Source organism: Streptomyces sp. BRA346, assembly GCF_052851135.1.
In genome coordinates this window covers 161,368-183,035 of sequence record NZ_JAIWIH010000001.1, presented here as the reverse complement: position 1 = coordinate 183,035, position 21,668 = coordinate 161,368, and the positions used below count along the sequence as shown (strand labels likewise).

At 73.9% G+C, this 21,668-nt stretch carries 20 protein-coding genes; 8 read left to right on the top strand and 12 right to left on the bottom strand.

Translation table 11 applies throughout. The features are described 5' to 3' along the window. Positions 1-57 precede the first annotated feature (57 nt). The gene (locus LCH29_RS00935) at positions 58-894 is read right to left on the bottom strand and encodes a VOC family protein (protein ID WP_446459720.1); all 837 of its coding nucleotides are present in this window, start codon (positions 892-894) and stop codon (positions 58-60) included. Between the two features lie 354 nt (positions 895-1,248). On the opposite strand from LCH29_RS00935, the gene LCH29_RS00930 reads away from it, so the two are divergent. Beyond that, positions 1,249-1,896, top strand: coding sequence for a TetR family transcriptional regulator (locus LCH29_RS00930; RefSeq protein ID WP_063735950.1), 648 nt, complete (start codon positions 1,249-1,251; stop codon positions 1,894-1,896). 904 nt (positions 1,897-2,800) lie between these two features. Here LCH29_RS00930 and LCH29_RS00925 read toward each other — a convergent pair. Together LCH29_RS00925 and LCH29_RS00920 are read right to left on the bottom strand one after the other, a co-directional pair. Beyond that, positions 2,801-3,289 carry a nitroreductase family deazaflavin-dependent oxidoreductase gene (locus LCH29_RS00925; RefSeq protein ID WP_446459719.1) on the bottom strand — a complete coding sequence of 163 codons (489 nt, stop codon included), beginning with the start codon at positions 3,287-3,289 and terminating at the stop codon, positions 2,801-2,803. Continuing rightward, positions 3,289-4,470, bottom strand: a complete 1,182-nt coding sequence (locus LCH29_RS00920) for an acyl-CoA dehydrogenase family protein (RefSeq protein ID WP_446459718.1) — start codon at positions 4,468-4,470, stop codon at positions 3,289-3,291. The genes LCH29_RS00925 and LCH29_RS00920 overlap by 1 nt, the downstream gene beginning before the upstream one ends. A 62-nt stretch (positions 4,471-4,532) precedes the next feature. On the opposite strand from LCH29_RS00920, the gene LCH29_RS00915 reads away from it, so the two are divergent. Continuing rightward, positions 4,533-5,702, top strand: coding sequence for a thiolase C-terminal domain-containing protein (locus LCH29_RS00915; protein WP_446459717.1), 1,170 nt, complete (start codon positions 4,533-4,535; stop codon positions 5,700-5,702). Between the two features lie 46 nt (positions 5,703-5,748). After that, entirely contained in the window at positions 5,749-6,438 is a 690-nt protein-coding gene (locus LCH29_RS00910; protein ID WP_446459716.1) for a pyridoxine/pyridoxamine 5'-phosphate oxidase, read from the top strand. Between the two features lie 9 nt (positions 6,439-6,447). Here the strand turns inward: LCH29_RS00910 and LCH29_RS00905 are convergent, their stop codons facing one another. From LCH29_RS00905 to LCH29_RS00875, 7 genes are all read right to left on the bottom strand, one after another. Then, positions 6,448-7,677, bottom strand: a complete 1,230-nt coding sequence (locus LCH29_RS00905; RefSeq protein WP_446459715.1) for a cytochrome P450 family protein — start codon at positions 7,675-7,677, stop codon at positions 6,448-6,450. Then, positions 7,668-9,041 carry a cytochrome P450 gene (locus tag LCH29_RS00900; RefSeq protein WP_446459714.1) on the bottom strand — a complete coding sequence of 458 codons (1,374 nt, stop codon included), beginning with the start codon at positions 9,039-9,041 and terminating at the stop codon, positions 7,668-7,670. Before LCH29_RS00900 ends, LCH29_RS00905 begins: the two co-directional genes overlap by 10 nt. Further along, positions 9,038-9,694, bottom strand: a complete 657-nt coding sequence (locus LCH29_RS00895) for a GTP-binding protein (protein WP_446459713.1) — start codon at positions 9,692-9,694, stop codon at positions 9,038-9,040. Before LCH29_RS00895 ends, LCH29_RS00900 begins: the two co-directional genes overlap by 4 nt. Next, the gene (locus tag LCH29_RS00890; protein ID WP_446459712.1) at positions 9,675-10,067 is read right to left on the bottom strand and encodes a DUF742 domain-containing protein; all 393 of its coding nucleotides are present in this window, start codon (positions 10,065-10,067) and stop codon (positions 9,675-9,677) included. The genes LCH29_RS00895 and LCH29_RS00890 overlap by 20 nt, the downstream gene beginning before the upstream one ends. Then, positions 10,064-10,480, bottom strand: a complete 417-nt coding sequence (locus LCH29_RS00885; protein ID WP_106516416.1) for a roadblock/LC7 domain-containing protein — start codon at positions 10,478-10,480, stop codon at positions 10,064-10,066. Before LCH29_RS00885 ends, LCH29_RS00890 begins: the two co-directional genes overlap by 4 nt. Then, positions 10,480-12,039 carry a sensor histidine kinase gene (locus tag LCH29_RS00880; protein ID WP_446459711.1) on the bottom strand — a complete coding sequence of 520 codons (1,560 nt, stop codon included), beginning with the start codon at positions 12,037-12,039 and terminating at the stop codon, positions 10,480-10,482. Before LCH29_RS00880 ends, LCH29_RS00885 begins: the two co-directional genes overlap by 1 nt. Positions 12,040-12,217: 178 nt before the next feature. Next, entirely contained in the window at positions 12,218-12,673 is a 456-nt protein-coding gene (locus LCH29_RS00875; RefSeq protein ID WP_446459710.1) for a Zn-ribbon domain-containing OB-fold protein, read from the bottom strand. A gap of 286 nt (positions 12,674-12,959) precedes the next feature. On the opposite strand from LCH29_RS00875, the gene LCH29_RS00870 reads away from it, so the two are divergent. From LCH29_RS00870 to LCH29_RS00855, 4 genes are all read left to right on the top strand, one after another. After that, complete coding sequence (locus tag LCH29_RS00870) at positions 12,960-14,117, top strand: flavin-containing monooxygenase (RefSeq protein ID WP_446459709.1); 1,158 nt, start codon at positions 12,960-12,962, stop codon at positions 14,115-14,117. Between the two features lie 219 nt (positions 14,118-14,336). Then, positions 14,337-16,577, top strand: coding sequence for an acetate--CoA ligase family protein (locus tag LCH29_RS00865; protein ID WP_446459708.1), 2,241 nt, complete (start codon positions 14,337-14,339; stop codon positions 16,575-16,577). 79 nt (positions 16,578-16,656) lie between these two features. Then, a complete protein-coding gene (locus tag LCH29_RS00860; protein WP_446459707.1) occupies positions 16,657-17,475 on the top strand; it encodes an enoyl-CoA hydratase/isomerase family protein in 819 nt (272 codons plus the stop codon). A 103-nt stretch (positions 17,476-17,578) separates the two neighbouring features. Beyond that, positions 17,579-18,196: a flavin reductase family protein gene (locus tag LCH29_RS00855; RefSeq protein WP_446459888.1), complete on the top strand. Its 618-nt coding sequence runs from the start codon at positions 17,579-17,581 to the stop codon at positions 18,194-18,196. On the opposite strand, the gene LCH29_RS00850 is transcribed toward LCH29_RS00855, so the two are convergent. Then, positions 18,171-19,502 (bottom strand): MFS transporter, encoded by a 1,332-nt coding sequence (locus LCH29_RS00850; protein WP_446459706.1) that lies wholly within the window; start codon positions 19,500-19,502, stop codon positions 18,171-18,173. The genes LCH29_RS00855 and LCH29_RS00850 overlap by 26 nt on opposite strands. A 97-nt stretch (positions 19,503-19,599) precedes the next feature. Here LCH29_RS00850 and LCH29_RS00845 point away from each other — a divergent pair, with 97 nt between their 5' ends. After that, a complete protein-coding gene (locus tag LCH29_RS00845; protein WP_446459705.1) occupies positions 19,600-20,682 on the top strand; it encodes a GlxA family transcriptional regulator in 1,083 nt (360 codons plus the stop codon). Here LCH29_RS00845 and LCH29_RS00840 read toward each other — a convergent pair. Then, on the bottom strand, positions 20,604-21,656 hold the full coding sequence (locus LCH29_RS00840; RefSeq protein WP_446459704.1) for a Zn-dependent alcohol dehydrogenase: 1,053 nt from the start codon (positions 21,654-21,656) through the stop codon (positions 20,604-20,606). The two genes, LCH29_RS00845 and LCH29_RS00840, sit on opposite strands and share 79 nt — an antisense overlap. Positions 21,657-21,668 lie beyond the last annotated feature (12 nt).

Below are 21,668 nucleotides of genomic sequence, written 5' to 3'. Positions count from 1 at the left end.
ATCGGGCGATACGGAGCCGGAGCCCATCCGGTTCGACCGTCCGCCGCCGGATCGCTCTCAGTCCCGCCCCGCCCTGTCCTCCCTTGCTCCGGAGCCCTCCCGCGAGGTGTCGATGACCGCGAAGACCGCGCCCTGATTGTCCGCAAGGACCGCGAAACGCCCGTACGGCGTATCTTCGGGCCCATTGAGAACCCGCCCGCCCAGCCTGTGGGCCGTACGCGACGCATGATCGCAGTCCGCCACCACAAAGTACGTCAGGAAGTGCGCGGGCAGTTCGGCCGGGGGCCCTTCACCGATCACGACCCGCGCGGCGACGGCGTGGTCCGGGTCGGCGGGCTCGCCGCGCGGCGACCACAGCAGGAGGTCGGCGGGGCGCCTCCCCCCGGACCCTTCGGCGGCGGACGCCGCGGCCGTCTCGTACGCGAAGACCGTCCGGTAGAAGGCATCCACGACCCGCGGCTCCCGGGTGTGGACCTCGGTCCAGCCGTAGGCGCCGGGGACGTCCCGGCGGGCGAAGCCGGGGTGGCTGCCCGCCTGCCAGAGTCCGAAGACCGCGCCGCCGGGGTCGGCGGCCGTCGCCATGACGCCCAGGTCGTCGATCCACCGGGGCGCGACGATCACCCGGCCGCCCGCCTCGCGGATCCGGGCGGTGGCCGCGGCGGCGTCCCCGGTGGCGAGGTAGACGTTCCAGACGGTGGGCATCCGGCCGTCGGACTTGGGGACCAGCGCGGCGACGTCCTTCCCGTCGAGCCTGGCCCAGGTGTACGGGCGGTAGCCCGCGGTGCCCTCGGTGAAGGTCCAGCCGAACAGCTCGCCGTAGAAGCGGCGGCCCGCCGCGAGATCGGGCAGCATCGCGTCCACCCAGCAGGGCACGCCTTCCGCGTGTGCGGCCATGACCCGAGTCCTCCCGCGTCCTCCGTTTCGCGGCTCCTACCGCATTTGCCACGCTAACGGGGGATCGTCCCGAGTGCCCGCTTCGAAAGTCGAAATATTTGGCCAATCCTTGGTCCGGATCGCCAGGCCCCGGCCGGTCATCCACGCTTCTTATCCACAGGCTGTTGATAACACGATTCACCCGCATGACGGAGCGGTGATTGACGGCTTGACGACATCCGAGAGGCCACGGGTTGGGGCCGGAATCAGCCATTCCGAGCTGCGGAAGAGGGTTCGCAAACCCTCTCATCCCGTACGAACCCCATTTGCACGCAGTCGAATCGCGCTTCGATCACCCCTCGGTAAGCTGACGTCATGACAGGACAAGTACGCACCGTCGACGGTCGGGTGGCCGGTCGTCGCGGGCAGGCGACGCGGCAGAAGCTGCTCGACTGCCTCGGCGAGATGCTCAGCACATCCCCGTACCGAGACGTCAAAGTCATCGATGTCGCCCGTAAGGCAGGCACCTCACCGGCGACGTTCTACCAGTACTTCCCCGATGTGGAGGGCGCCGTCCTCGAGATCGCCGAGGAGATGGCGAAGGAGGGCGCGGGCCTGACCGAACTCGTCTCCGGGCGCTCCTGGGCGGGCAAGTCCGGCGCCACGGCGGCCGACGAGCTGGTCGACGGCTTCCTCTCCTTCTGGCGCAAACACGACGCCATTCTGCGCGTGGTCGACCTCGGCGCGGCCGAGGGCGACAAGCGGTTCTACAAGATCCGCATGAAGATCCTGAACTCCGTCACCAACTCCCTGACGGACGCCATCAAGGAGCTTCAGTCCAAGGGCCGGTACGACAAGGACGTCCAGCCGGCGGCCGTGGCGGGCTCGCTCGTCGCGATGCTGGCGGCGGTCTCCGCCCACCAGAAGGGGTTCCAGAGCTGGGGCGTCAAGCAGGCCGACCTCAAGCCGAGCCTCGCGCTGCTGGTGCACCTGGGGATCACCGGCCGCAAGCCGCCGAAATAGCACCGCGGCGCGCACCGGCGGCGCCTGCGCGCTCGTACGCGCCCCCGCGCACATCCGCGCGCCGACGCCGGTCGGGCCCGGCCGGCGGGCCAGCACGTCCTGTCATGTCACGGCGGATCACTCGGACACGAGTGGTCCGCCGCGGCCGTTTTCGCGTGGGGTCCCGGGGCGGAGCCCCGGTGCCGGGGCTCCGCCCCGGACCCCGCTCCTCAAGCGCCGGAGGGGCTGGATTTTGCGTACCCGGAACGGGGGCGGCGGCGCGGGTGGCCCGGTGGGTGGTGCCGGTGCGGGGCCTCCGGGGCGGGGCCCTGGACCGTCTATTTACGGCGCCGCTGCCGGAGAACGTGGGGTGGGCCGGAAGTCCACGGCGCCACAAATACACGTGGTGTCCAGGACCCCACCCCTGCGACCCCGCCCCTGCGCATCGTCGGCGGCCACCGGCCAGTGGCCCCGAGCCCCGGCCCGGCCCCGGCTCGCCCGGCGGGGCGGGCGCCGGGTGGCGGGGGGGGAGCGACCCCGCCCTCCCGTCGAGCGGCGGCTCCCGCAGGTGGCCCCAGGCCCCGGCCCGGTCCCGGCTCGCCCGGCGGGGCAGGTGCCGGGCGGGGGTGGGAGCGACCCCGCCCTCCCGTCGAGCGGCGGCTCCCGCAGGTGGCCCCAGGCCCCGGCCCGGTCCCGGCTCGCCCGGCGGGGCAGGTGCCCGGAGGGGGCGGGAGCGACCCCGCCCCCTCCCGCCGATCGGCGACCACCGGCCAGTGGCTCCCGGGCCCGCCCGGCCCCGGCTCGCCCGGCGGGCGGGCGCCCGGTGGCGGCCCCGCCCTCCCGTCGAGCGGTGGCTCCCGCCGGTGGCACCGGGGCCCGGGGCGGTTCCGGTTCGTCCGGTGCGGGGCGCGGCTTGCCGCCGGGGCTACGTCTCCGGGGCGGACGTCGGTTCCAGGCGGAAGAGGCGGATCCGGCGGTCCACGCGCGCCTGGTAGCGCTCGTACGGCGGCCAGAACGCCACCACCGCCGACCAGGCCCGTTCCCGCTCCGGGCCCTCCAGGAGCCGGGCCCGGACGCGGATGTCGCGGCCCTGCCAGCTGATCTCCGCGTCCGGGTGCCGCAGCAGGTTGGCGGTCCAGGCCGGATGGCCGGGGCGGCCGAAGTTGCTGCCGACCAGGATCCAGCCGTCTTCCTCCGGCATGCACGCCAGCGGCGTACGGCGGGGCAGCCCGGACTTCGCGCCGCGCGCCGTGAGGACCACCCCCGGCAGCATCCGCGCGCTCGGCAGCACCCGGCCGCGGGTCAGCCGGTGGACGGCGCGGTCGAGGGCCGGGACGACGTGCGGGGCGAGCCGCGCGAAGGTGCGCCCCGAGGACACCTTCTGGACGAGCCGGGTCATGCGGTCCGGCGGCATCAGACCGTCACCACCGGGGCGAAGAGGCCGTCCCGGTCGGCCGCCCGTGCCCGCAGCCGGGGGGCGGGGCCGAAGAGCAGCTCGTCGGAGGCGGCCCGCTTGAGGTACAGGTGCGCGTCGTGCTCCCAGGTGATGCCGATGCCGCCGTGCAGCTGCACGGCCTCGCCCGCGGCCGCCCGCTGTGCCTCCAGCGCGGCGGCGAGCGCGAGGGGGCCCGCGACCGGGGCTTCCGGCCCGTCGGCCGCCCACGCCGCGTAGTACGCGGCCGAGCGCGCCGCCTGGACCGCGACGTACACATCGGCCAGCCGGTGCTTGACCGCCTGGAAGGAGCCGATCGGGCGGCCGAACTGCTCCCGGGTGCGGACGTGGTCGACCGTACGGGTGAGGGCCGCGTCCGCCGCGCCCACCGCTTCGGCCGCGAGGACGGCCGCGGCCGGGCCGCCCAGCCCGGCCAGCGCGCCCGCCACGTCCGGGCCGTCCTCGCCCAGCAGCTCGGCCGGAACGTCCCGCAGCTCGATGCGGGCCTGCGGCCGGGTCTCGTCCAGCGCGGTCAGCCGGGTGCGGGCCTGCCCGGCAGCGTCCGCGGTCACGGCGAAGACCAGGGTGCGGCCGCGCGTATAGCCCCCGGCGCGGGCGGCGACCAGGAGCAGCTGCGCGCTGTGGCCGTCGAGTACCTGATCCACCTGCCCGTACAGCCGCCAGCCGCCGTCCCGAAGCCGGGCCTGGACGCCGCCCGCGCGGCCGCCGCCCGCCCAGTCCGCCGCGTCGGGCCGGTCGAGGCCCAGCGCCCGGGACAGCGCCCGGCCCGGCACCGCGAGCGCCGCGGTCAGCTCGCCGCCCGCGATCCGCGGCAGCAGCTCGGCGCGCTGGGCGGCGGTCCCGAGGGCGGCGATCAGGGGCGCGGCGAGCACGGCGGTGGCCAGCAGCGGCGAGGGCAGCAGGGCGCGGCCGGTCTCCTCCGAGGCGAGCGCCAGCTCGACGGGCCCGCAGCCGACGCCGCCGTACGCGGTGGGCAGGGCGAGCCCGGGCAGGCCCAGCTCGCGCGCGAGGCGTTTCCACAGCGCCTCGTCGTATCCGGCCGCGGTGCGGACGGCCGTCTTGACGTCGTCGCACCGCCCTCGCAGCAGTTCGCGCAGGGTGCGCCGGATCTCCTCCTGCTCCTCGCTCAGTGCGGCATCCATCGGACCTCCCGTTCCTGACGACCCGTCATACTAGCGCGCCAAACTGATGTACCGTCAGATGCATGACGCCTGCTCCGCGCAAGGTCGCCGTCGTCGGCGTCGCCCTCGCCGACTGCGGCCGCGTCGACGGCCCCACCCCCTACGCCCTGCACGCCCAGGCCGCGCGGAGGGCGCTGGCCGACTCCGGGCTCGACCGGTCCGTGGTGGACGGCTTCGCCTCGGCGGGGCTCGGCACGCTGGCGCCCGTCGAGGTGGCCGAGTACCTGGGGCTGCGACCCTCCTGGACCGACTCGACCGCCGTCGGCGGCGCCACCTGGGAGGTGATGGCGGCGCACGCGGCGGACGCGATCGCCGCCGGGCACGCCCGCGCCGTCCTCCTCGTCTACGGCTCGACCGCCCGCGCCGACATCCGCGCGGGACGCCGGACCGCGAACCTCTCCTTCGGGGCGCGCGGACCGCATCAGTTCGAGGTGGCGTACGGCCACACCCTGATCGCCAAGTACGCGATGGCCGCGCGCCGCCATATGCACGCGTACGGCACCACGCTCGAACAACTCGCGGACATCGCCGTACAGACACGCGCCAATGCCGCACATAATCCGGACGCGATGCACCGGGAACCGATCACCGTCGATGACGTGCTGAGCGGGCCGATGATCGCCGACCCCTTCACGAAACTGCACTGCTGCATCCGCTCGGACGGCGGCTGCGCGGTGCTGCTGGCGGCCGAGGACCTCGTCGCGGACACCGCACGGCCCCCGGTATGGGTGCTGGGCTCGGGCACCGCCGTCTCGCACTCGGCCATGTCGGAGTGGGACGACTTCACCGTCTCGCCCGCGGCGGCGTCCGGGCGTGACGCCTTCGCGCGGGCGGGGGTGCGGCCGTCGGAGATCGATGTGGCGGAGCTGTACGACGCGTTCACGTATATGACGCTGGTGACCCTGGAGGACCTCGGGTTCTGTGCCAAGGGGGAGGGCGGCGCGTTCGCGGCGGACGGGCGGCTGACGCTCGGCGGCGCGCTGCCCGTCAACACCGACGGCGGCGGCCTGTCCGCCTGCCATCCGGGGATGCGCGGGCTGTTCCTGCTGGTCGAGGCGGTGCGGCAGCTGCGCGGCGAGGCGGGGGCCCGGCAGGTGCGCAAGGCGGGCGGGCGGCTGCCGGAGCTGGCCGTGGCGTCGGGGACGGGCGGCTGGTTCTGCTCGTCGGGCACGGTGGTGCTCGGCCGCGGCTGAGCCACCGCTTGCCCGGACCGGCGCCGGGTGATCGGATGGTGCCCCGATGAGCGACGCACATGACGATGAGGCCTTCCGGGACTTGCTGCGGGGCCTGCGCGTCCCGCACGCGGGCGAGCTGCCCGTATTCGACCCCGCCCAGGCTCCGGACGCCCCGCTTCCGCTCTTCCGGCGGTGGCTGCGCGAGGCCGCCGAGGGCGGCGAACCGGGCCCGCACACGATGATGCTCGCCACCGCGGGCGCGGACGGCCGCCCCTCCCTGCGCACGGTGATGCTGCACGACGCCGACGCCCACGGCTGGCACTTCGGCACCCACCGCACCAGCCGCAAGGGCCGCGAGCTGGCCGAACACCCGTACGCGTCGCTGGGCTTCCACTGGATGCGCAGCGGACGGCAGGTCCGGATCGGCGGGCGCGTCACGGAGGCCGGGGCCGAGGAGAGCGCGGCGGACCTGCGCGGCCGCTCCCCCGCCGCGCTGGCGGCGGCGCTGGCCGGGGCGGGGCGGCAGAGCGCGGTGCTCGGTGCGTACGAGGACCTGGAGCGGGCCTTCGAGGACGCGTACGAGCGGGCCGGACGCGACCCGGACGCCACCGCCCCCACCTGGACGCTGTACGTCCTGGAGCCGGACGAGGTGGAGTTCTACCAGGAGGAGGCGCGGCGCCGGCACGTCCGGCTCCGCTACCGCCGCGCCCCGGAGGAACGCGGCGGCTGGCGGCGCGAGTTGCTCTGGCCGTAAGGCTTCTGATCAGCCCAGGCGCACCGGCAGCGTCCGGTGGCCGTTGATGACGACTGACGGGGAGCGCTCCAGCGACCCGTCGAGGTCGGCGAGCCGCAGACCGGGGAAGCGGGCGAAGAGTTCGCGCAGCGCGATGGTGGTCTCCAGCCGGGCGAGCGCCGAGCCCGGGCAGCTGTGCGGGCCGTGGCCGAAGGAGGTGTGCCGGGGGCGGCGGGAGATGTCGAAGCGGTCGGCGTCCGCGCCGTGCTGGCCGCGGTCGCGGCCCATGCCGCCGTAGCTGATGACCACGCCCTCCCCCTCGCGGATGAGGGTTCCGGCGATGTCGATGTCCTCGGTGGCGAAGCGGAACAGGAAGTTCAGCGTCGGGGAGTCCAGCCGCAGGCTCTCCTCGACCACATCCTCCCAGCTGAAGCGGCCGGTGTGGACGAGTTCGAGCTGTGCGGGGTCGCCCAGCAGCGACCGTACGGCGTTCACGATCAGATGGACGCTGGTCTCGTGCCCGGCCGTGATCATGACCTGGATGGTGGCGATCAGCTCCTCGACGGCCTCCTCCGACGGTTCGTCGCCGAGTTCCGACAGCAGCGCGCTGGTGAGGTCGGCGCCGGGCTCGTCGCGCTTGAGCCGGACGAGCCGCGCGATATAGCCGTACAGCCCCTGGAGGGTGGCGAGGACGGTCTCGGGGGCGGCCTTGTCGTCGAAGAAGCTGTCGTACAGCTCCCGCAGCGGCCGGTGCCAGTCGGTCGGCATGCCGAACAGCTCGCCGACCACCGTGATGGGCAGCGGGAACGCGAACGTGTCCTTGAGGTCCACCACCCCGCCGGATCCCTCGGCCGCCCGCTCCGTGCGGTCGAGCAGCTCGCGGGTGATCTCCTCGACGCGGCCGCGGAGCGCCTCCACCCGCTGCGGGGTGAACTCCCGGGCGACCGGCCTGCGCAGCCGCCGGTGCTCGGGGCCGTCCGTGCTGACCAGGGAGGTCCCCAGGTCGACCAGGCCGATCAGCGGCCAGTCCGCGGGGATTTCACCGCGCTTCCAGGCGGCCCACCGGTTGATGTCCTTCACGAAGCGGCTGTCGCGCATGACCTCGCGCGCGGGCGCGTCATGGGTGACGGCCCAGGCGGGTACCCCGCCGGGCAGCTCGACCCGGACCACGGGACCCGCGGCGTAGAGGAGTTCGCTCTCCTCCGCGGACGTACGGATCGTGGGGTCGAGCAGAACGGGGCGGTCCTCAGTCAGTCCCAACCGAAGCCTCCGGTGTATGAGTGGGCGGGCGTATAGGTGACGGGCAGCGAGGTCAGACCGCGCAGCCAGGGCGAGGGGCGCCAGCGCAATTCGTCCGCGGGCACGGCCAGCTCCACGTCCGGCAGGTGCTCCAGCAGCGTCTCGACGGCGGTGTGGGCGACGACCTCGGCGATCCACTGCCCCGCGTACGGGCAGCGGTGTTCGCCGTGGCTGTACGACATATAGGCGTTGTGGCCCTCCGGCCCCGCCGCCCCGCCCGCCTGCGGACGGATGTAGGGGTCGGTGTTGGCCCCCGCGAGCCCGAGCAGCACCAGGTCCCCGGCCGGGATGCGGGTGGCGCCCAGGACGGTGTCCTGGGTGGTGAAGCGGCCCGCGAAGATCTGCACCGGGGTGTGGTCGCGCAGTACCTGGTGCATGGCCTGGCGGACCGAGCGGCGGCCGCCGCCCATGTCGGCGGCGTACTCGTGGTCGGTGAGCAGCAGCCACAGGGTCATGCCGATCCAGTCCGTGCACGGCTGGTGTCCGGCGAGGGTGAGGACCATCAGGTCCTCGACCACCTCCTGGTCGGTGAGACCGGCGCGGTCGGCGATCATCCGGGAGGTGGCGTCCGGGCCGGGGGAGGCACGTTTACGGGCCACCAGCCGCTCCATGGTGCCGCGCACCTCGATCTGCCCGCGCAGGGCGTCGGGGCCGCCGTCGACCATGTCGTTGATCGCCTTCACCAGCGCGACGCCCTCGGAGTCGGACAGGCCGAGGACGCGGCTGAGGGCGAGCACGGGCAGCGGATGGGCATAGTCGGCGACCAGGTCGGCCCGGCTGCCCTCGCTCAGCTTGTCGATCAGGCCCTGTGCGAACGACTGGGTGGCGTCCTGCATCTGATTGAGATCGACCGCTTCGAGGGCCGATCCGACCGCTCCGGCGCGCCTGCGGTGATCGTCGCCCTCCCGGTATAGCAGCGACCCGTTGTCCTCGACCATGGGACGCAGCGGCCAGTCCGGCGGGATCTGCGGCCACAGCTTCCAGCGGGCCGAACCGCGCCCGAACACCTTGGTGTTCTCGGTGACGCGCAGCAGTTCGCGGTAGCCGAGGACCAGCCAGGCGGGGACGCCGCCGGGGAGCAGCACGGGCGCGACCGGTCCGTAGGTGTTCCGCAGCTCCCGGTACACCTCGGCGGGCGTGTCCTGGAAGCGCGGGCCGAACAGCTCGACGGCGTCGTCGTGGGACGCGGGCCGCTCGATGACGGCGGGTTCCGGTTCGGTGGGTTCGCCGGGTTCGCCGCTTGATCCCGGCTCGTCCGGTGCGCCGGGTTCGCCGGACGGTTCGGATGGTTCGGATGGTTCGGATGGTGAGGTCGGCTGGGTCACGAAGCGGCCTCCTGGGCGGCGGACAGGGTGTGCAGATGGTCGAGCAGCGCCACCAGGACGTCCTTGCCCGAGGTGTGGGAACGGGCGTCGCAGGCGACCAGCGGTATCCCGTCCGCGAGATCGAGCGCGCCGCGTATGGCGTCCAGGGTGTGGTCCGGGCTGTCGTCGAAGCGGTTGTGGGCGACGACGAACGGCAGCCCCTTGCGCTCCAGGTGGTCGATGACGGGGAACGAGTCCGCCAGCCGCCGGGTGTCCACCAGGACCACCGCGCCCCAGGCGCCCAGGAACAGGTTGTCCCACAGGAACCGGAAGCGGTCCTGCCCGGGAGCGCCGAACAGGTACGTCACGATCCGCTCGGTGACGCTGATCCGGCCGAAGTCGAACGCGACCGTGGTGGCCGACTTGCCCTCCACCCCGGCCACGTCGTCGACTCCCACGCCCTTCTCGGTCATCACGGCCTCGGTCGTCAGCGGGTCGATCTCGCTGACGGCCCGGACGAAGGTCGTCTTGCCGACGCCGAAGCCGCCGCAGATCACGATCTTCACCGCGTCCCGGGCCGTATCGCTCAACGGGGCCTCGACGTCGGCCGGAGGAGCCTCGGCATCATCCGAGGAGACCTCGGCGTCGGCCGTGTCAGAGATTTTTGAGTGCAACGAGAACCTCTCGGACCAGGCCGGTGTCGGGCAGCCGCGCCGGGGCGGCCGCCACGCCCCGCGGGACGGACGGCCCGCCGCCACCGGCCCCGCTGCTGGGATGGCGGACCGAGATCCGGCCCTCGGCGAGCAGATCGGACAGCAGGATCGCGACGACGCCCACGGGCATGCGTAACCGCGCGGAGACCTCCACCAGCGCCATCGGATGGCGGCACAGCCTCAGGATCTGAACCGCCTCCGGGGCCATGCCCGCGGCCGGTTCGGACTCGCTGACGACCAGGGACACCAGATCGAACTCCGTGTACGCGCGGCTACGTCCCCCCGTCGCGGCGAACAGCCGGTCGGGCTGTTCATGGACGTCCCAGCGCATCATGCCGTCGCGCCGCCCTCCTCCCCGGGCACGCGCTGCGGCGAGGTGATGTACGCGAGGAGGCCGTCGACCAGGACGGACATGCTGTTGCCGACGATCCCGGGGTCGGCGTCCTCCCGGGCGAGCACCGCGAGATGGGCGCCCTCGCCCGCCTCGACGGTCATCAGCAGCCCGCCGCCGACCGCGACCAGGGAGTGCTCCACGCTGCCGGTGCCGTCGCCGAACTTGGTCGACACCGTTCGGGCCAGGCTCTGGATCCCGGAGGCGATGGCGGCCAGGGTCTCCGCCTCCGACTGGGACAGGTCGGAGGAGTGGGTGATGACGAGTCCGTCGTTGGACACCGCGAGCGCGTGCCGCGCCCCCGGGGTCTTCGCCAGCAGGGCGTCGAGCTTCCAGTCGAGATCATGCGGGTTCATCAGGTCGTGCCTTCCGAGCGTGGTGTCGTGCGAGTGCGGTCCTGCTTGACGGCGGTGTGGAACGAGCCGAACCGGTTCCCCGCCGCCTCCGCGCGCTTCTTGCGTACGGGAGGTGGCGGCGCCGGGGGCTGGGCAGCCCGCTCGGTGCCGGACTCGACCTGTTTGCGACGGCGTCTCGGCAGCCCCTCGGGAGTGAGCGAATGAGTCCCGGACCGGTCCTCGGACCGCGCTTCGGTCCGCTCCTGGGACGGCGATGGCCGCGACGGGGGCCTGCGGGACGGAAGCGGCGGCGCGGCGTTGGGGCGGACCGTGGCGCGGCGCTCGGGGGCGTGGCCGACCGTGGCGTGGTGGCCGGGGGCATGGTGGTCGGCGCGGGGCTCGGTGAGGAGCTGCTGCGGGATCAGTACGGTGACCGCCGTACCGCCGGTCGCGGACGCCTGATAGCTGACGCGCAGCCCGAACTTGCGGGCGATCATGCCCACCACCAGCAGACCCTGCCGGGTGCCGGACAGCTTCAGCATGCTGGACGGGTCGGCGGCGACCGCCTGCTGCGCCCGGGCGAGCATGTCGGGCTGCATGGCCAGGCCGCTGTCCGCGATCTCGACGGCGATCCCGCGCGGGACCTCCTGGACGTAGACGTGCACGGCGGTGGAGGGCGGCGAGAAGCTGACGGCGTTGTCGATCAGCTCGGCGAGGAGCGTGATCACCTTCTCGGCCGCGGCGCCGACCACGGCCAGTTCGCTGGTGCAGCGGATCTGGACCCGCTCCAGCCCCTCGATGCGGGAGGTGGCGGCGCGCAGCACCCGCCAGATGACGATGGGCCTGGGCCAGTGCTTCCCGGACAGCGCGCCGGTGAGGATGGCGATGCGGTCGGCCATCCGGCCGGTCTGCGAGGTGGTGCTGTCGAGCTGGAAGAGGTCGTCGAGGGCGTCGGCCTCGTAGCGGTCCTGCATCTCCCGCAGCCGGGCGAGGTTTCCGGCGACCAGCGCTTGGAGGCGACCGGCGATGCTGCGGAACGCGGCCACCATCTCGGTGCGCTTCTGCCGCTCCCGGGACAGCTCGCCGCCCATGGTCTCCAGCAGGGCGCGCAGCGGGCCGGTGGCGGGCCGTTCGATCCCGGCCAGGGCCTGGTCCTCCGGGACCCGGCCGCGCAGTTGCTCGACGAGGGCGGGTAACGCGGTGCCGACGGTGTGGTCGAGCTCGCGCTCCGCGGCGGCGATCCGCCGCTCGGACGCGGCGGCCCGCTGCTCCGCGGCGGCGGCCCGCTGTTCGGACGTGGCGACCCGGGCCCTCAGTTCGCGTATCTCGCCTTGGGCGCGCCGGAGGGCCGCGCCGCGGTGGGCCGCCGCCGCGGCCGTGGCGCTCACCAGCGCCCCGGCCGCCACGGCGCACCCGGCCATCGCGGGTCTCGCCGCTTCGGGTGCGGCTGCCGCCGCCGTCCACCCGGCGATGCCGAGTACGGGGGCCGCCACCAGGAGGCCGAGGAGGGCCCGCTTGGCGGGCGAGTTCCACCGGCGGGCACGCGACCGGTCACGCTGGTCGGGATGTATCGGAGTCATCGATTCCTCGCGGCCGGTGGGTCGAGCGGGCAACAGCCGCCGGGCGCCTTGGGTCTGACTCGGAAGAGTAAGTCCTCGGTAAAAGGCGGAAGTTAGACGGTCAGTCTAGGCATCCGGTCGAGCGTTTGTTCAAGATTGATCATCGTTTTCTTTGCCGCCGGATGAGAATTCGGCCTGATCATTCAGACGGGCCGCCGGGCCACGGCCGGAACACCGCAACGGCCGGGGCGCCCTCGCCGAGCGCGCGGAAGGTGACGCGCAGCGGCATCCCGGCCCGCAGCCCGTCGGCTGCGTGGTCGACGATCCGGGTCATCATCCGCGGCCCCTCGGCGAGATCCACGACGGCGGCGGTGTACGGGACCTGGGCGCCGAAGGGCGGGAGGTCACTGCGGTGCACCTCGGACCAGGTGTAGAGGGTGGCGGCGCCGCTCGCCTCCTCCCAGACGACGTCCTCGCTCCAGCAGTGCGGGCAGAACTCGCGGGGGTAGTGGTGGGCCCGGCCGCAGGAGGCGCAGCGACGGATCAGCAGGCTGCCGCGGGCGGCGGCGTCCCAGTAGGGGCGGCTGAAGGAGTCGGGTTCGGGCAGGTCGAAGCGGGGCGCCGCGGGGGCGCCGGGGGTGTCGGGGCCGCTCATGCGCGTACTCCTTCCGACCGCCGTTTCTGACGACACATCAGTTTCCGGCGCCGGGGCGGACGGGCGCAAGGGGCGGGTGGACGGACCCGAGGGGCGAACGGACGGGCCGAAGGGGCGGGCGGACGGGCGGAAGGGGCGGGCGGACGGGCGGAAGGGGCGGGCGGACGGGCGGAAGGGGTGGGCGGACGGGCACGAGGGGCGGGCGCCCGCCCCTCGTGGCCGATCCGCAACCGATTCGGATTTCCTTTGTCCGAAACCCGTCAAGCACCCGGACTACGCTCCCCCCATGGCCGACAGTCTCCCCGCGAGATCCCCTTCACCCGTCTATGTGATCGGCGGCGGCCCGGGCGGGCTCGCCACCGCCGCCGCGCTGCGCGCACGCGGCATCCACGCCGTGGTCCTGGAGAAGTCCGACACGGTCGCGGCCTCCTGGCGCGGCCACTACGACCGGCTGCATCTGCACACCACGCGCCGCCTCTCCGCGCTGCCCGGCCTGCCGATGCCGCGCGCGTTCGGGCGCTGGGTCGCCCGGGACGACGTGGTGCGCTACCTGGAGCGGTACGCGGAACACCACCGACTGGAGATTGCCACGGGGGTGGAGGTGACCCGTATCGACCGGGCCGACGACGACACCGGCTGGGTGCTGCGGGCCGGGGGCGGGCGGGAGCTGACCTCGCCGGTGGCCGTGGTCGCGACCGGCTACAACCACACGCCGCGGCTGCCGGACTGGCCGGGCCGGGACACCTACACCGGCGAGCTGCTGCACGCCCACCGCTACCGCAACGCCCGGCCGTACGAGGGCCGGGACGTGCTGGTGGTCGGGGTCGGCAACACGGGCGCGGAGATCGCGGTCGACCTGGTCGAGGGCGGCGCGGCGCGGGTGCGGCTGGCGGTCCGTACCGCGCCGCACATCCTGCGCCGCTCGACGGCGGGCTGGCCGGCGCAGCGCACCGGCATCCTGGTGCGGCGGCTGCCGCGGGGCGCGGTGGACCGGGCGGCGCGGCTGATGTGCCGGCTGAGCATGCCGGACCTGACCGCGCGGGGGCTGCCGTGGCCGGAGGCCGGGCTCTACACCCGGGTACGGCAGGGCGCGATCCCGGTCCAGGACGTGGGGCTGGTCGACGCGGTGCGCACGGGGCGGGTGGAGGTGGTCGCCGCGGTCGAGTCGCTGGACCAGGACAAGGTGGTGCTGGCCGACGGCTCGCGCATCGGCCCCGAGGCGGTGATCGCGGCGACCGGCTACCGGCGCGGACTGGAGGACCTGGTCGGGCACCTGGGCGTACTGGACGGCCGCGGGCATCCGCTCACCCACGGCAGGCGCACCCTGCGCACCGCGCCGGGCCTGTACTTCACGGGCTATACGAACCCCATCAGCGGCATGCTGCGCGAACTGGCCCTGGACGCGAAGAAGATCGCGTCGACGGTGTCCCGCACGACGGCTTGATTTCGCCGCCCGCGCGGCGGCGTGAGCACGCCGCCGGGTGGGCACCCTCTTGTTGCCGTCGCGCCGTACCGCCGGTAACGGCCGCGCCGTCACCCTGCGTGTTCCCCGCGCACCGAGCATTCCTGACAGCTCGTCAGCTCTGTAGCCTGACTACTCAGTAATGTGACTGGGCGTCAGTTACCTGGTTATTGGCCAACGAGCAGGAGTGGCGGATACCCAATGCTTGGATCGACTCACGGCACCCTCACCACCAACTCCCGTCACGCCCGTGCCGTCGCCTGCGGGCGGGCACCCGGCCCCGACGTCCAGGTCCACCAGCGCGCCCCGGCCCTCGACGACGCCGAGGACCTGGACGTCAGCGGCCGCCCGCTGCACTCCGAGGTGCCCGACCTGGACCGCTTCTTCCGCCCCCGGTCGGTGGCCCTCATCGGCGCCTCCGACACCGAAGGCCGCCCCGGCACCGGCATCACCCGGCAGCTCCTCGCCTGGGCGACACGCGTCGGCGCCCGGCTGCACCCCGTCCACCCCTCCCGTCCGGCCGTCTTCGGCCTCCCCTGCGTCCCGTCCGTCGCCGAACTGCCCGAACCCGTCGACCTCGCCGTCCTCCTCGTCCGCGACCCCCTCCCGGTCATCGAGGAACTGGCCCAGGTCAAGGTCACGTTCGCCGTCGTCTTCGCCTCCGGCTTCGCCGAGACCGGTACCGAGGGCGCCGCCGCCCAGGCCCGGCTGACCGCCGCGGCCCGCCGCGCCGGGCTGCGGCTGCTGGGCCCCAACACCAACCTCAACGCCTTCGAGGAGTTCCGCGACGACCTCGAAGGGCCCGCCATCGCCCTCATCACCCAGTCAGGCCACCAGGGGCGCCCCGTCTACACCCTCCAGGAACTGGGCATCCGGCTCAGCCACTGGGCGCCCACCGGCAACGAGGCCGACCTGGAGAGCGCCGACTTCCTCTCGTACTTCGCCACCCGGCCCGAGGTCGGCGCCATCGCCCTGTACGCGGAGGGGCTCAAGGACGGCCGCGGCTTCCTCCTCGCCGCCGACCGGGCCGCCCGCGCCAAGGTGCCCGTCGTCGCCGTCAAGGTCGGCCGCACCGAGACCGGCGCCCGCACCGCCGCCTCCCACACCGGCAAACTGACCGGCGCGGACGCGGTCGTGGACGCGGCCATGCGCCAGTTCGGCGTGATCCGGGTGGACGGCCTGGACGAGCTCCAGGACACGGCCGCGCTGCTCGCCCGCGCCCGGCCCCCACGCGCCGAGGGCGTCGTGGTGTATTCGATCTCCGGGGGCACCGGCGCCCATGTCGCCGACCTCGCCACCGCGGCCGGGCTCCCGATGCCCACCCTCTCCGCCGAGAAACAGGCCGAACTCCACCAGTGGATACCCGGCGACCTCACCGTCGCCAACCCGGTCGACAACGGCGGCCACCCCGTCGGCGACTGGCGCGGCCCGAAGATCATCGACGCGATCCTCGCCGACCCGGCCGTGGGCGTGCTGATCTGCCCCATCACCGGCCCCTTCCCGCCGATGAGCGACAAGCTCGCGACTGACCTGGTCGACGCCGCGGAACGCACCGACAAACTCGTCTGCGTGGTGTGGGGATCGCCCGTCGGCACCGAGGACGCCTACCGCACCACCCTGCTCGGCTCCTCCCGCGTGGCCACCTTCCGCACCGTCGGCAACTGCATCACCGCCGTCCGCGCCTATCTCGGCCACCACCGCTTCACCGCCTCCTACCGCTCCCCCTTCGACGACGCCCCGCGCACCCCCTCCCCGTCGATGCGCAAGGCGAGCGGGCTGCTGCGCCCCGGCCAGCGCTTGAGCGAACACGCCGCCAAGCAGCTGCTGCGCGCCTATGGCATCCGGGTGCCGCGCGAACAGCTCGTCACCAGCGCCGCCGCGGCCGTCCGCGCCGCCGGACTCGTCGGCTACCCCGTCGTCATGAAGGCCTCCGCGCCCCAGCTCGCCCACAAGACCGAACTCGGCCTGGTCCGGCTGGGCCTGACCTCCGCCAGCCAGGTCCGCGACACCTATCGCGAACTCACCGACATCGCCCGCTACGAAGGCGTCGAACTGGACGGCGTCCTGGTGTGCCAGATGGTCGAGCGCGGCGTCGAAATGGTCGTCGGCGTCACCCACGACAGCCTCTTCGGGCCCACCGTGACCGTCGGCATCGGCGGCGTGCTCGTCGAAGTGCTGCGCGACACCGCCGTCCGCGTGCCCCCGTTCGGCGAGGACCAGGCCCGCGCCATGCTCGCCGAACTGCGCGGCCACGCCCTCCTCGACGGCGTCCGCGGCGCGCCCCCGTCCGATGTGGACGCCCTGGTCGAGGTCGTGCTGCGGGTGCAGCGCATGGCCCTGGAACTCGGCGACCAGCTCGCCGAACTCGACGTCAACCCCCTGATGGTGCTGCCCCGCGGCCAGGGCGCGGTGGCCCTCGACGCGCTGGCGATCTGCCGCTGAGCGCACGCAGCGCACGCCACCGGTGCCGCCGGTGCCGCCCCGCGGCCGCCACCGCGCCCACAGCCTGAGGAGCCTCCCCATGACGTCTCCCTCCCCCGAAGAAGTGCTCGACTCCGTTGTACGGCACGCCACTGACAACGGGGTCGCCTGGATCACCCTCGACCGCCCGTCCGCCCTCAACGCCCTCACCCCTGACCAGCGGGAACGCCTGATTCTCCGGCTCGACCAGGCGTCCGCCGACCCGGCCGTGCGGGCCGTCGTACTCACCGCCACCGGCAGGGGCTTCTGCGCGGGCGCCGATCTGCGCGGCACCCCGTCCGCCCCGGCCGAGCGCGTCGCGGGCGACGTCGCGCGGCTGATCCGCGACGGGGCGCAGCGGCTCATCGCCGCCGTACTCGACTGCGAGAAACCCGTCATCGCCGCCGTGAACGGCACCGCCGCCGGGCTCGGCGCCCATCTCGCCCTCGCCTGCGACCTGGTCCTGGCCGCCGAATCGGCCACCTTCACCGAGGTCTTCGTACGCCGCGGCCTCGTCCCCGACGGCGGCGGCGCCTACCTCCTCCCCCGGCTGGTCGGCCCCCAGCGGGCGAAGGAGCTGCTGTTCTTCGGCGACGCGCTGCCCGCCGCCGAGGCCGAACGGCTCGGGCTGGTCAACCGCGTCGTACCGGACGGCGACCTCGCGGGGGCCGCCCGCGCCTGGGCCGAACGGCTCGCCGCGGGCCCCACCCGCGCCCTCGCCGCCACCAAGGCGCTGGTCAACGCCTCGCTGGAGTCCGGCCGGGCGGCCGCCTTCGCCGCCGAGGCCGCCGCCCAGGAGACCAACATGACCACGGCCGACGCGAACGAGGGCGTACGGGCCTTCGTCGAACGCCGCCCCCCGGTGTACCGGGGCCGCTGACCACACCGCGCCACCGCATCACCCGCAGGACCGCACCACCGCACCAACCGCAGCGCCAGCACCGCGACGAGGAGATTCGAAAACCATGATGGGACACGCCGGAATGGCCGCCACCGCCGTCCGCTATCTGCGCTCGGCCGGCTCGCCCACCACCGCCGGGCCACCGCCTCCGCCCAGCGCGCGCCGCGCGCTGCGCGCCGTACAGGAGGATGAGCGCCCGCCCCTGAACCCGGCGGAGTTCCGCCGGGTCCTGGGCCATTTCGCGAGCGGCGTCACCGTGGTCGCGACCACCGACGAGGCGGGCCCGACCGGCTTCGCCTGCCAGTCGTTCACCTCGCTGTCCCTCGACCCGCCGCTGATCGCCTTCATGGTCGCCCGTACGTCCACGACCTGGCCCCGGATCGCCCGGAGCGGCGTCTTCTGCGTCAGCATCCTGGGTGCGGCCCAGGCCGAGCTGTGCCGGTCCTTCGCGATCAGCTCCGCCGACCGCCCGGACAAGTTCGCCGATGTCCCCTCCACGCCGTGCCCGGTCACCGGCTCCCCCCGCCTCACGGGCGCCGCGGCCTGGATCGACTGCACCGTCCACACGGTCCACACCGGCGGCGACCATCTGGTCGTGGTGGGCCGGGTGTGCGCCCTGGACACCGACGAAGAGGCGGCGGCCGACGGCCCTCTCCTCTTCCACCGCGGCGCGTTCACACGCCTGCCACCGGGGCGGTAGCGGCACCGCGCCGGATCATCAGCGCCATCAGGGCCGCCACCGCGCACAGGCCGCCCGCCCCGTACCAGACCAGGTCGTAACTGCCGAACGCGTCCCGCGCCATCCCTCCCACGAACGCCACGAGCCCCGCGCCCACCTGGTGCGACGCCAGCACCCACCCGAACACGATGGCGCTGTCCTCCCCGTACCACTCCCGGCACAGCGCGATCGTCGGCGGCACCGTGGCCACCCAGTCGAGCCCGTAGAAGACGATGAAGAAGATCATCGGCGGGTGCACCGCGTCATTCAGCAGCAGCGGCAGGACCATCAGGGACAGCCCGCGCAGCGCGTAGTACACGGCCAGCAGCCGCCGCGCGTCGAAGCGGTCGGTGAACCAGCCGGAGGCGACCGTCCCCACGATGTCGAAGACGCCGATCACCGCGAGCAGGCTGGCGGCCGCCGTCACCGGCATGCCGTGGTCGTGCGCGGCGGGCACGAAGTGGGTCTTGATCAGGCCGTTCGTCGAGGCGCCGCAGACCGCGAACGTCCCGGCGAGCAGCCAGAACGTACCGGTCCGCGAGGCGGACACGAGGGCCGTCACCGCGCGCCGGGCGGCGCCCCGCTGCGGGGCGGGCTTGGGAGCGGGCGGGCCGTCTGCCCCGTACGCGGTGAGCCCGACGTCGGACGGGTGGTCGCGCAGGAGCAGCACCACGCACGGCACGATGGCGAGGGCCGCGACCGTGACGGTCATGGCGGCGGGACGCCAGTCGTGCTGCCGCTCCATGAGCCAGGAGAGCAGCGGCAGGAAGACGAGCTGACCGGACGCGCCGCCCGCGGTGAGGATGCCGGTGACCAGACCGCGCCGCGCGACGAACCACCGGTTGGTGACGGTCGCGGCGAAGGCGAGCGCCATGGCCCCGCTGCCGAGGCCGACGAGCACGCCCCAGCACAGGATGAGCTGCCAGGGGGACGTCATGAAGACCGTGAGACCGCCGCCGAGGGCGATGACCGTCAGCGCTGCGGCGACGACCTGGCGGACGCCGAAGCGGTCCATCAGGGCGGCGGCGAACGGCGCGGTGAGCCCGTACAGCGCGAGGTTGACGGACACGGCGAAGCCGACGGTGCCGCGCGACCAGCCGAACTCCGCATGGAGCGGATCGACCAGCAGCCCGGGCAGGGAGGCGAATCCGGCCGCCATGGTGATCGTCATGAAGGCGACGGCGGCTACCAGCCACGCCCGGTGCGGACGGCGTAGGCGGGCCCGGCGGGTCGGCTGCCCGCCCTGTCCGGGGGCGGGGGCCTGGCGAGATCTGATGGTCTGCGTCACCGGACCAGCATCGGGCGGCGGTCCCCCACGAACGAGTGGCCCGTGGGACAGCATTCGCTAGGATCGGGCCACACCGCCGCGACGGGAGGCCGGACCCATGCCCCAGCCCGAGAAGACCGCGAAGCTCCACCGCGTCGTCGTGCTCGCCCTGCCCGGCGTGATCCCCTTCGAACTGGGCATCCCGTACCGGATCTTCGGCAAGGCCCGCTCCGCCGCACGCCGGCCGCTGTACGAGGTGGTGACCTGCACCCCCGAGCCCGGTCCTGTCTCCACCGATGCCGACTTCCCGATCATGGTCGAGCGGGGTCCGGACGCCCTGGCCGAGGCGGACACCATCGTGGTGCCCGCCTCGTACGAACTCGGACCGGTCTTCGAGGAAGGCCGGCTGACCGCGCCGCTTGCCGCCGCCCTCGCCCAGGCCCGGCCCGGCGTCCGCTGGGTGTCCATCTGCACCGCCTCGTACGTCCTCGCCGCGGCCGGGCTGCTCGACGGCCGCCCCGCCACCACCCACTGGAGCAGCGCCGACCACTTCCAGCGGCTCTTCCCGTCCATCGCGGTCGATCCGGACGTGCTGTTCGTGGACGACGGCGACGTCCTCACCTCCGCCGGAGTCGCCTCGGGCCTCGACCTGTGTCTGCACCTCGTACGGCGCGACCACGGCACCGCCGTCGCCAACGAGGTCGCCCGGCGCAGCCTGGTGCCACCGCACCGCGACGGCGGCCAGGCCCAGTACATCCGCCGCCCGGTGCCCGAACCCCAGCAGGCCACCACCACCTCGGCCCGCGCCTGGGCGCTGGGCCGCCTCGAGCGTCCCCTCACCCTGCGCGAGCTGGCCGCCCAGGAGGCGATGAGCGTCCGCACCTTCACCCGCCGCTTCCGCGAGGAGGTCGGCGTCAGCCCCGGCCAGTGGCTGACGCAGCAGCGGGTGGAGCGGGCCAGGCATCTGCTGGAGGACACGGATCTGTCGGTGGACCAGGTGGCGCGGGACGCGGGCTTCGGCACGCCCGCGTCGATGCGGCAGCACATGCAGGCGGCGCTCGGGGTATCCCCCACCGCGTACCGGCGCACCTTCCGGGCCTCCGCCTCGGAGGGCGGGCCCGTTCAGAACGTGAGCACGGCCCGCGCCACCCGCCCGCCGCGGGCGTCGTCCACGGCCGTGGCGAAATCCTCCACCGGGTAGACCCGGGTGACGAGTTCGTCCAGCAGCAACCGGCCCTGCCGGTACAGCTCCGCGTAACGGGCGATGTCGCGCTGGGGGCGTGAGGAGCCGTAGCGGCAGCCGAGGATGGACTTGTCCAGATAGAGGGTGGAGACCCGGAAGGCCGCCTCGGCGTCCGCGGGCGGGACCCCGAGCAGCACCGCCTGACCGTGCCGGTCGAGGAGGTCGACGGTCTGCCGGATGAGCCGGGTGGAGCCGACGCATTCGAAGGCGTGGTCGGCGCCGGTGGGCAGGATCTCCCGTACGGCGTCCGGCGTGGCGGCGAAGTGGGTGGCGCCGAAGCGCCGGGCCAGCGGCTCCTTGGCGGGGTTGTTGTCGACGGCGACGACGGTGGTCGCCCCGGCGAGCCGGGCCCCCTGGAGGACGTTGAGCCCGATGCCGCCGGTGCCGATGACGACGACGGACTCGCCGTGTTCCACGCGGGCCCGGTTGAGGACGGCGCCGACGCCGGTGAGGACACCGCAGCCGATGAGGGCGGCGGAGGTGAGCGGGATCTCGTCCGGGATCTTCACCGCCTGGACGGCCGTGACCAGCGTGCGCTGCGCGAACGCCGAGTTGGAGGCGAAGTTGAACAGCCGCTCGCCGTTCTGGCGGTGGAACGGGCGGCCCGGCCTGCCGATCGCGGCGCGGCACATGGTGGGGCGGCCGCGGTCGCAGTCGGCGCAGGCGCCGCAGTTGGCGAGAGTGGAGAGGGCGACGTGGTCCCCGGGGGCGACATGGGTGACGCCGGGTCCCACCGACTCGACCACGCCCGCGCCCTCGTGGCCGAGCACCACCGGCACGGGAAACGGAATGGTGCCGTCGATGACGGACAGATCGCTGTGGCACAGCCCGGCGGCGGCCACGGCCACCAGCACCTCGCCCGGGCCCGGGTCGCGCACCTCCAGGTCGTCGACCACCCAAGGCCCCTTGCCGTCGAACACAACGCCTCTCATACCCCGCACTCC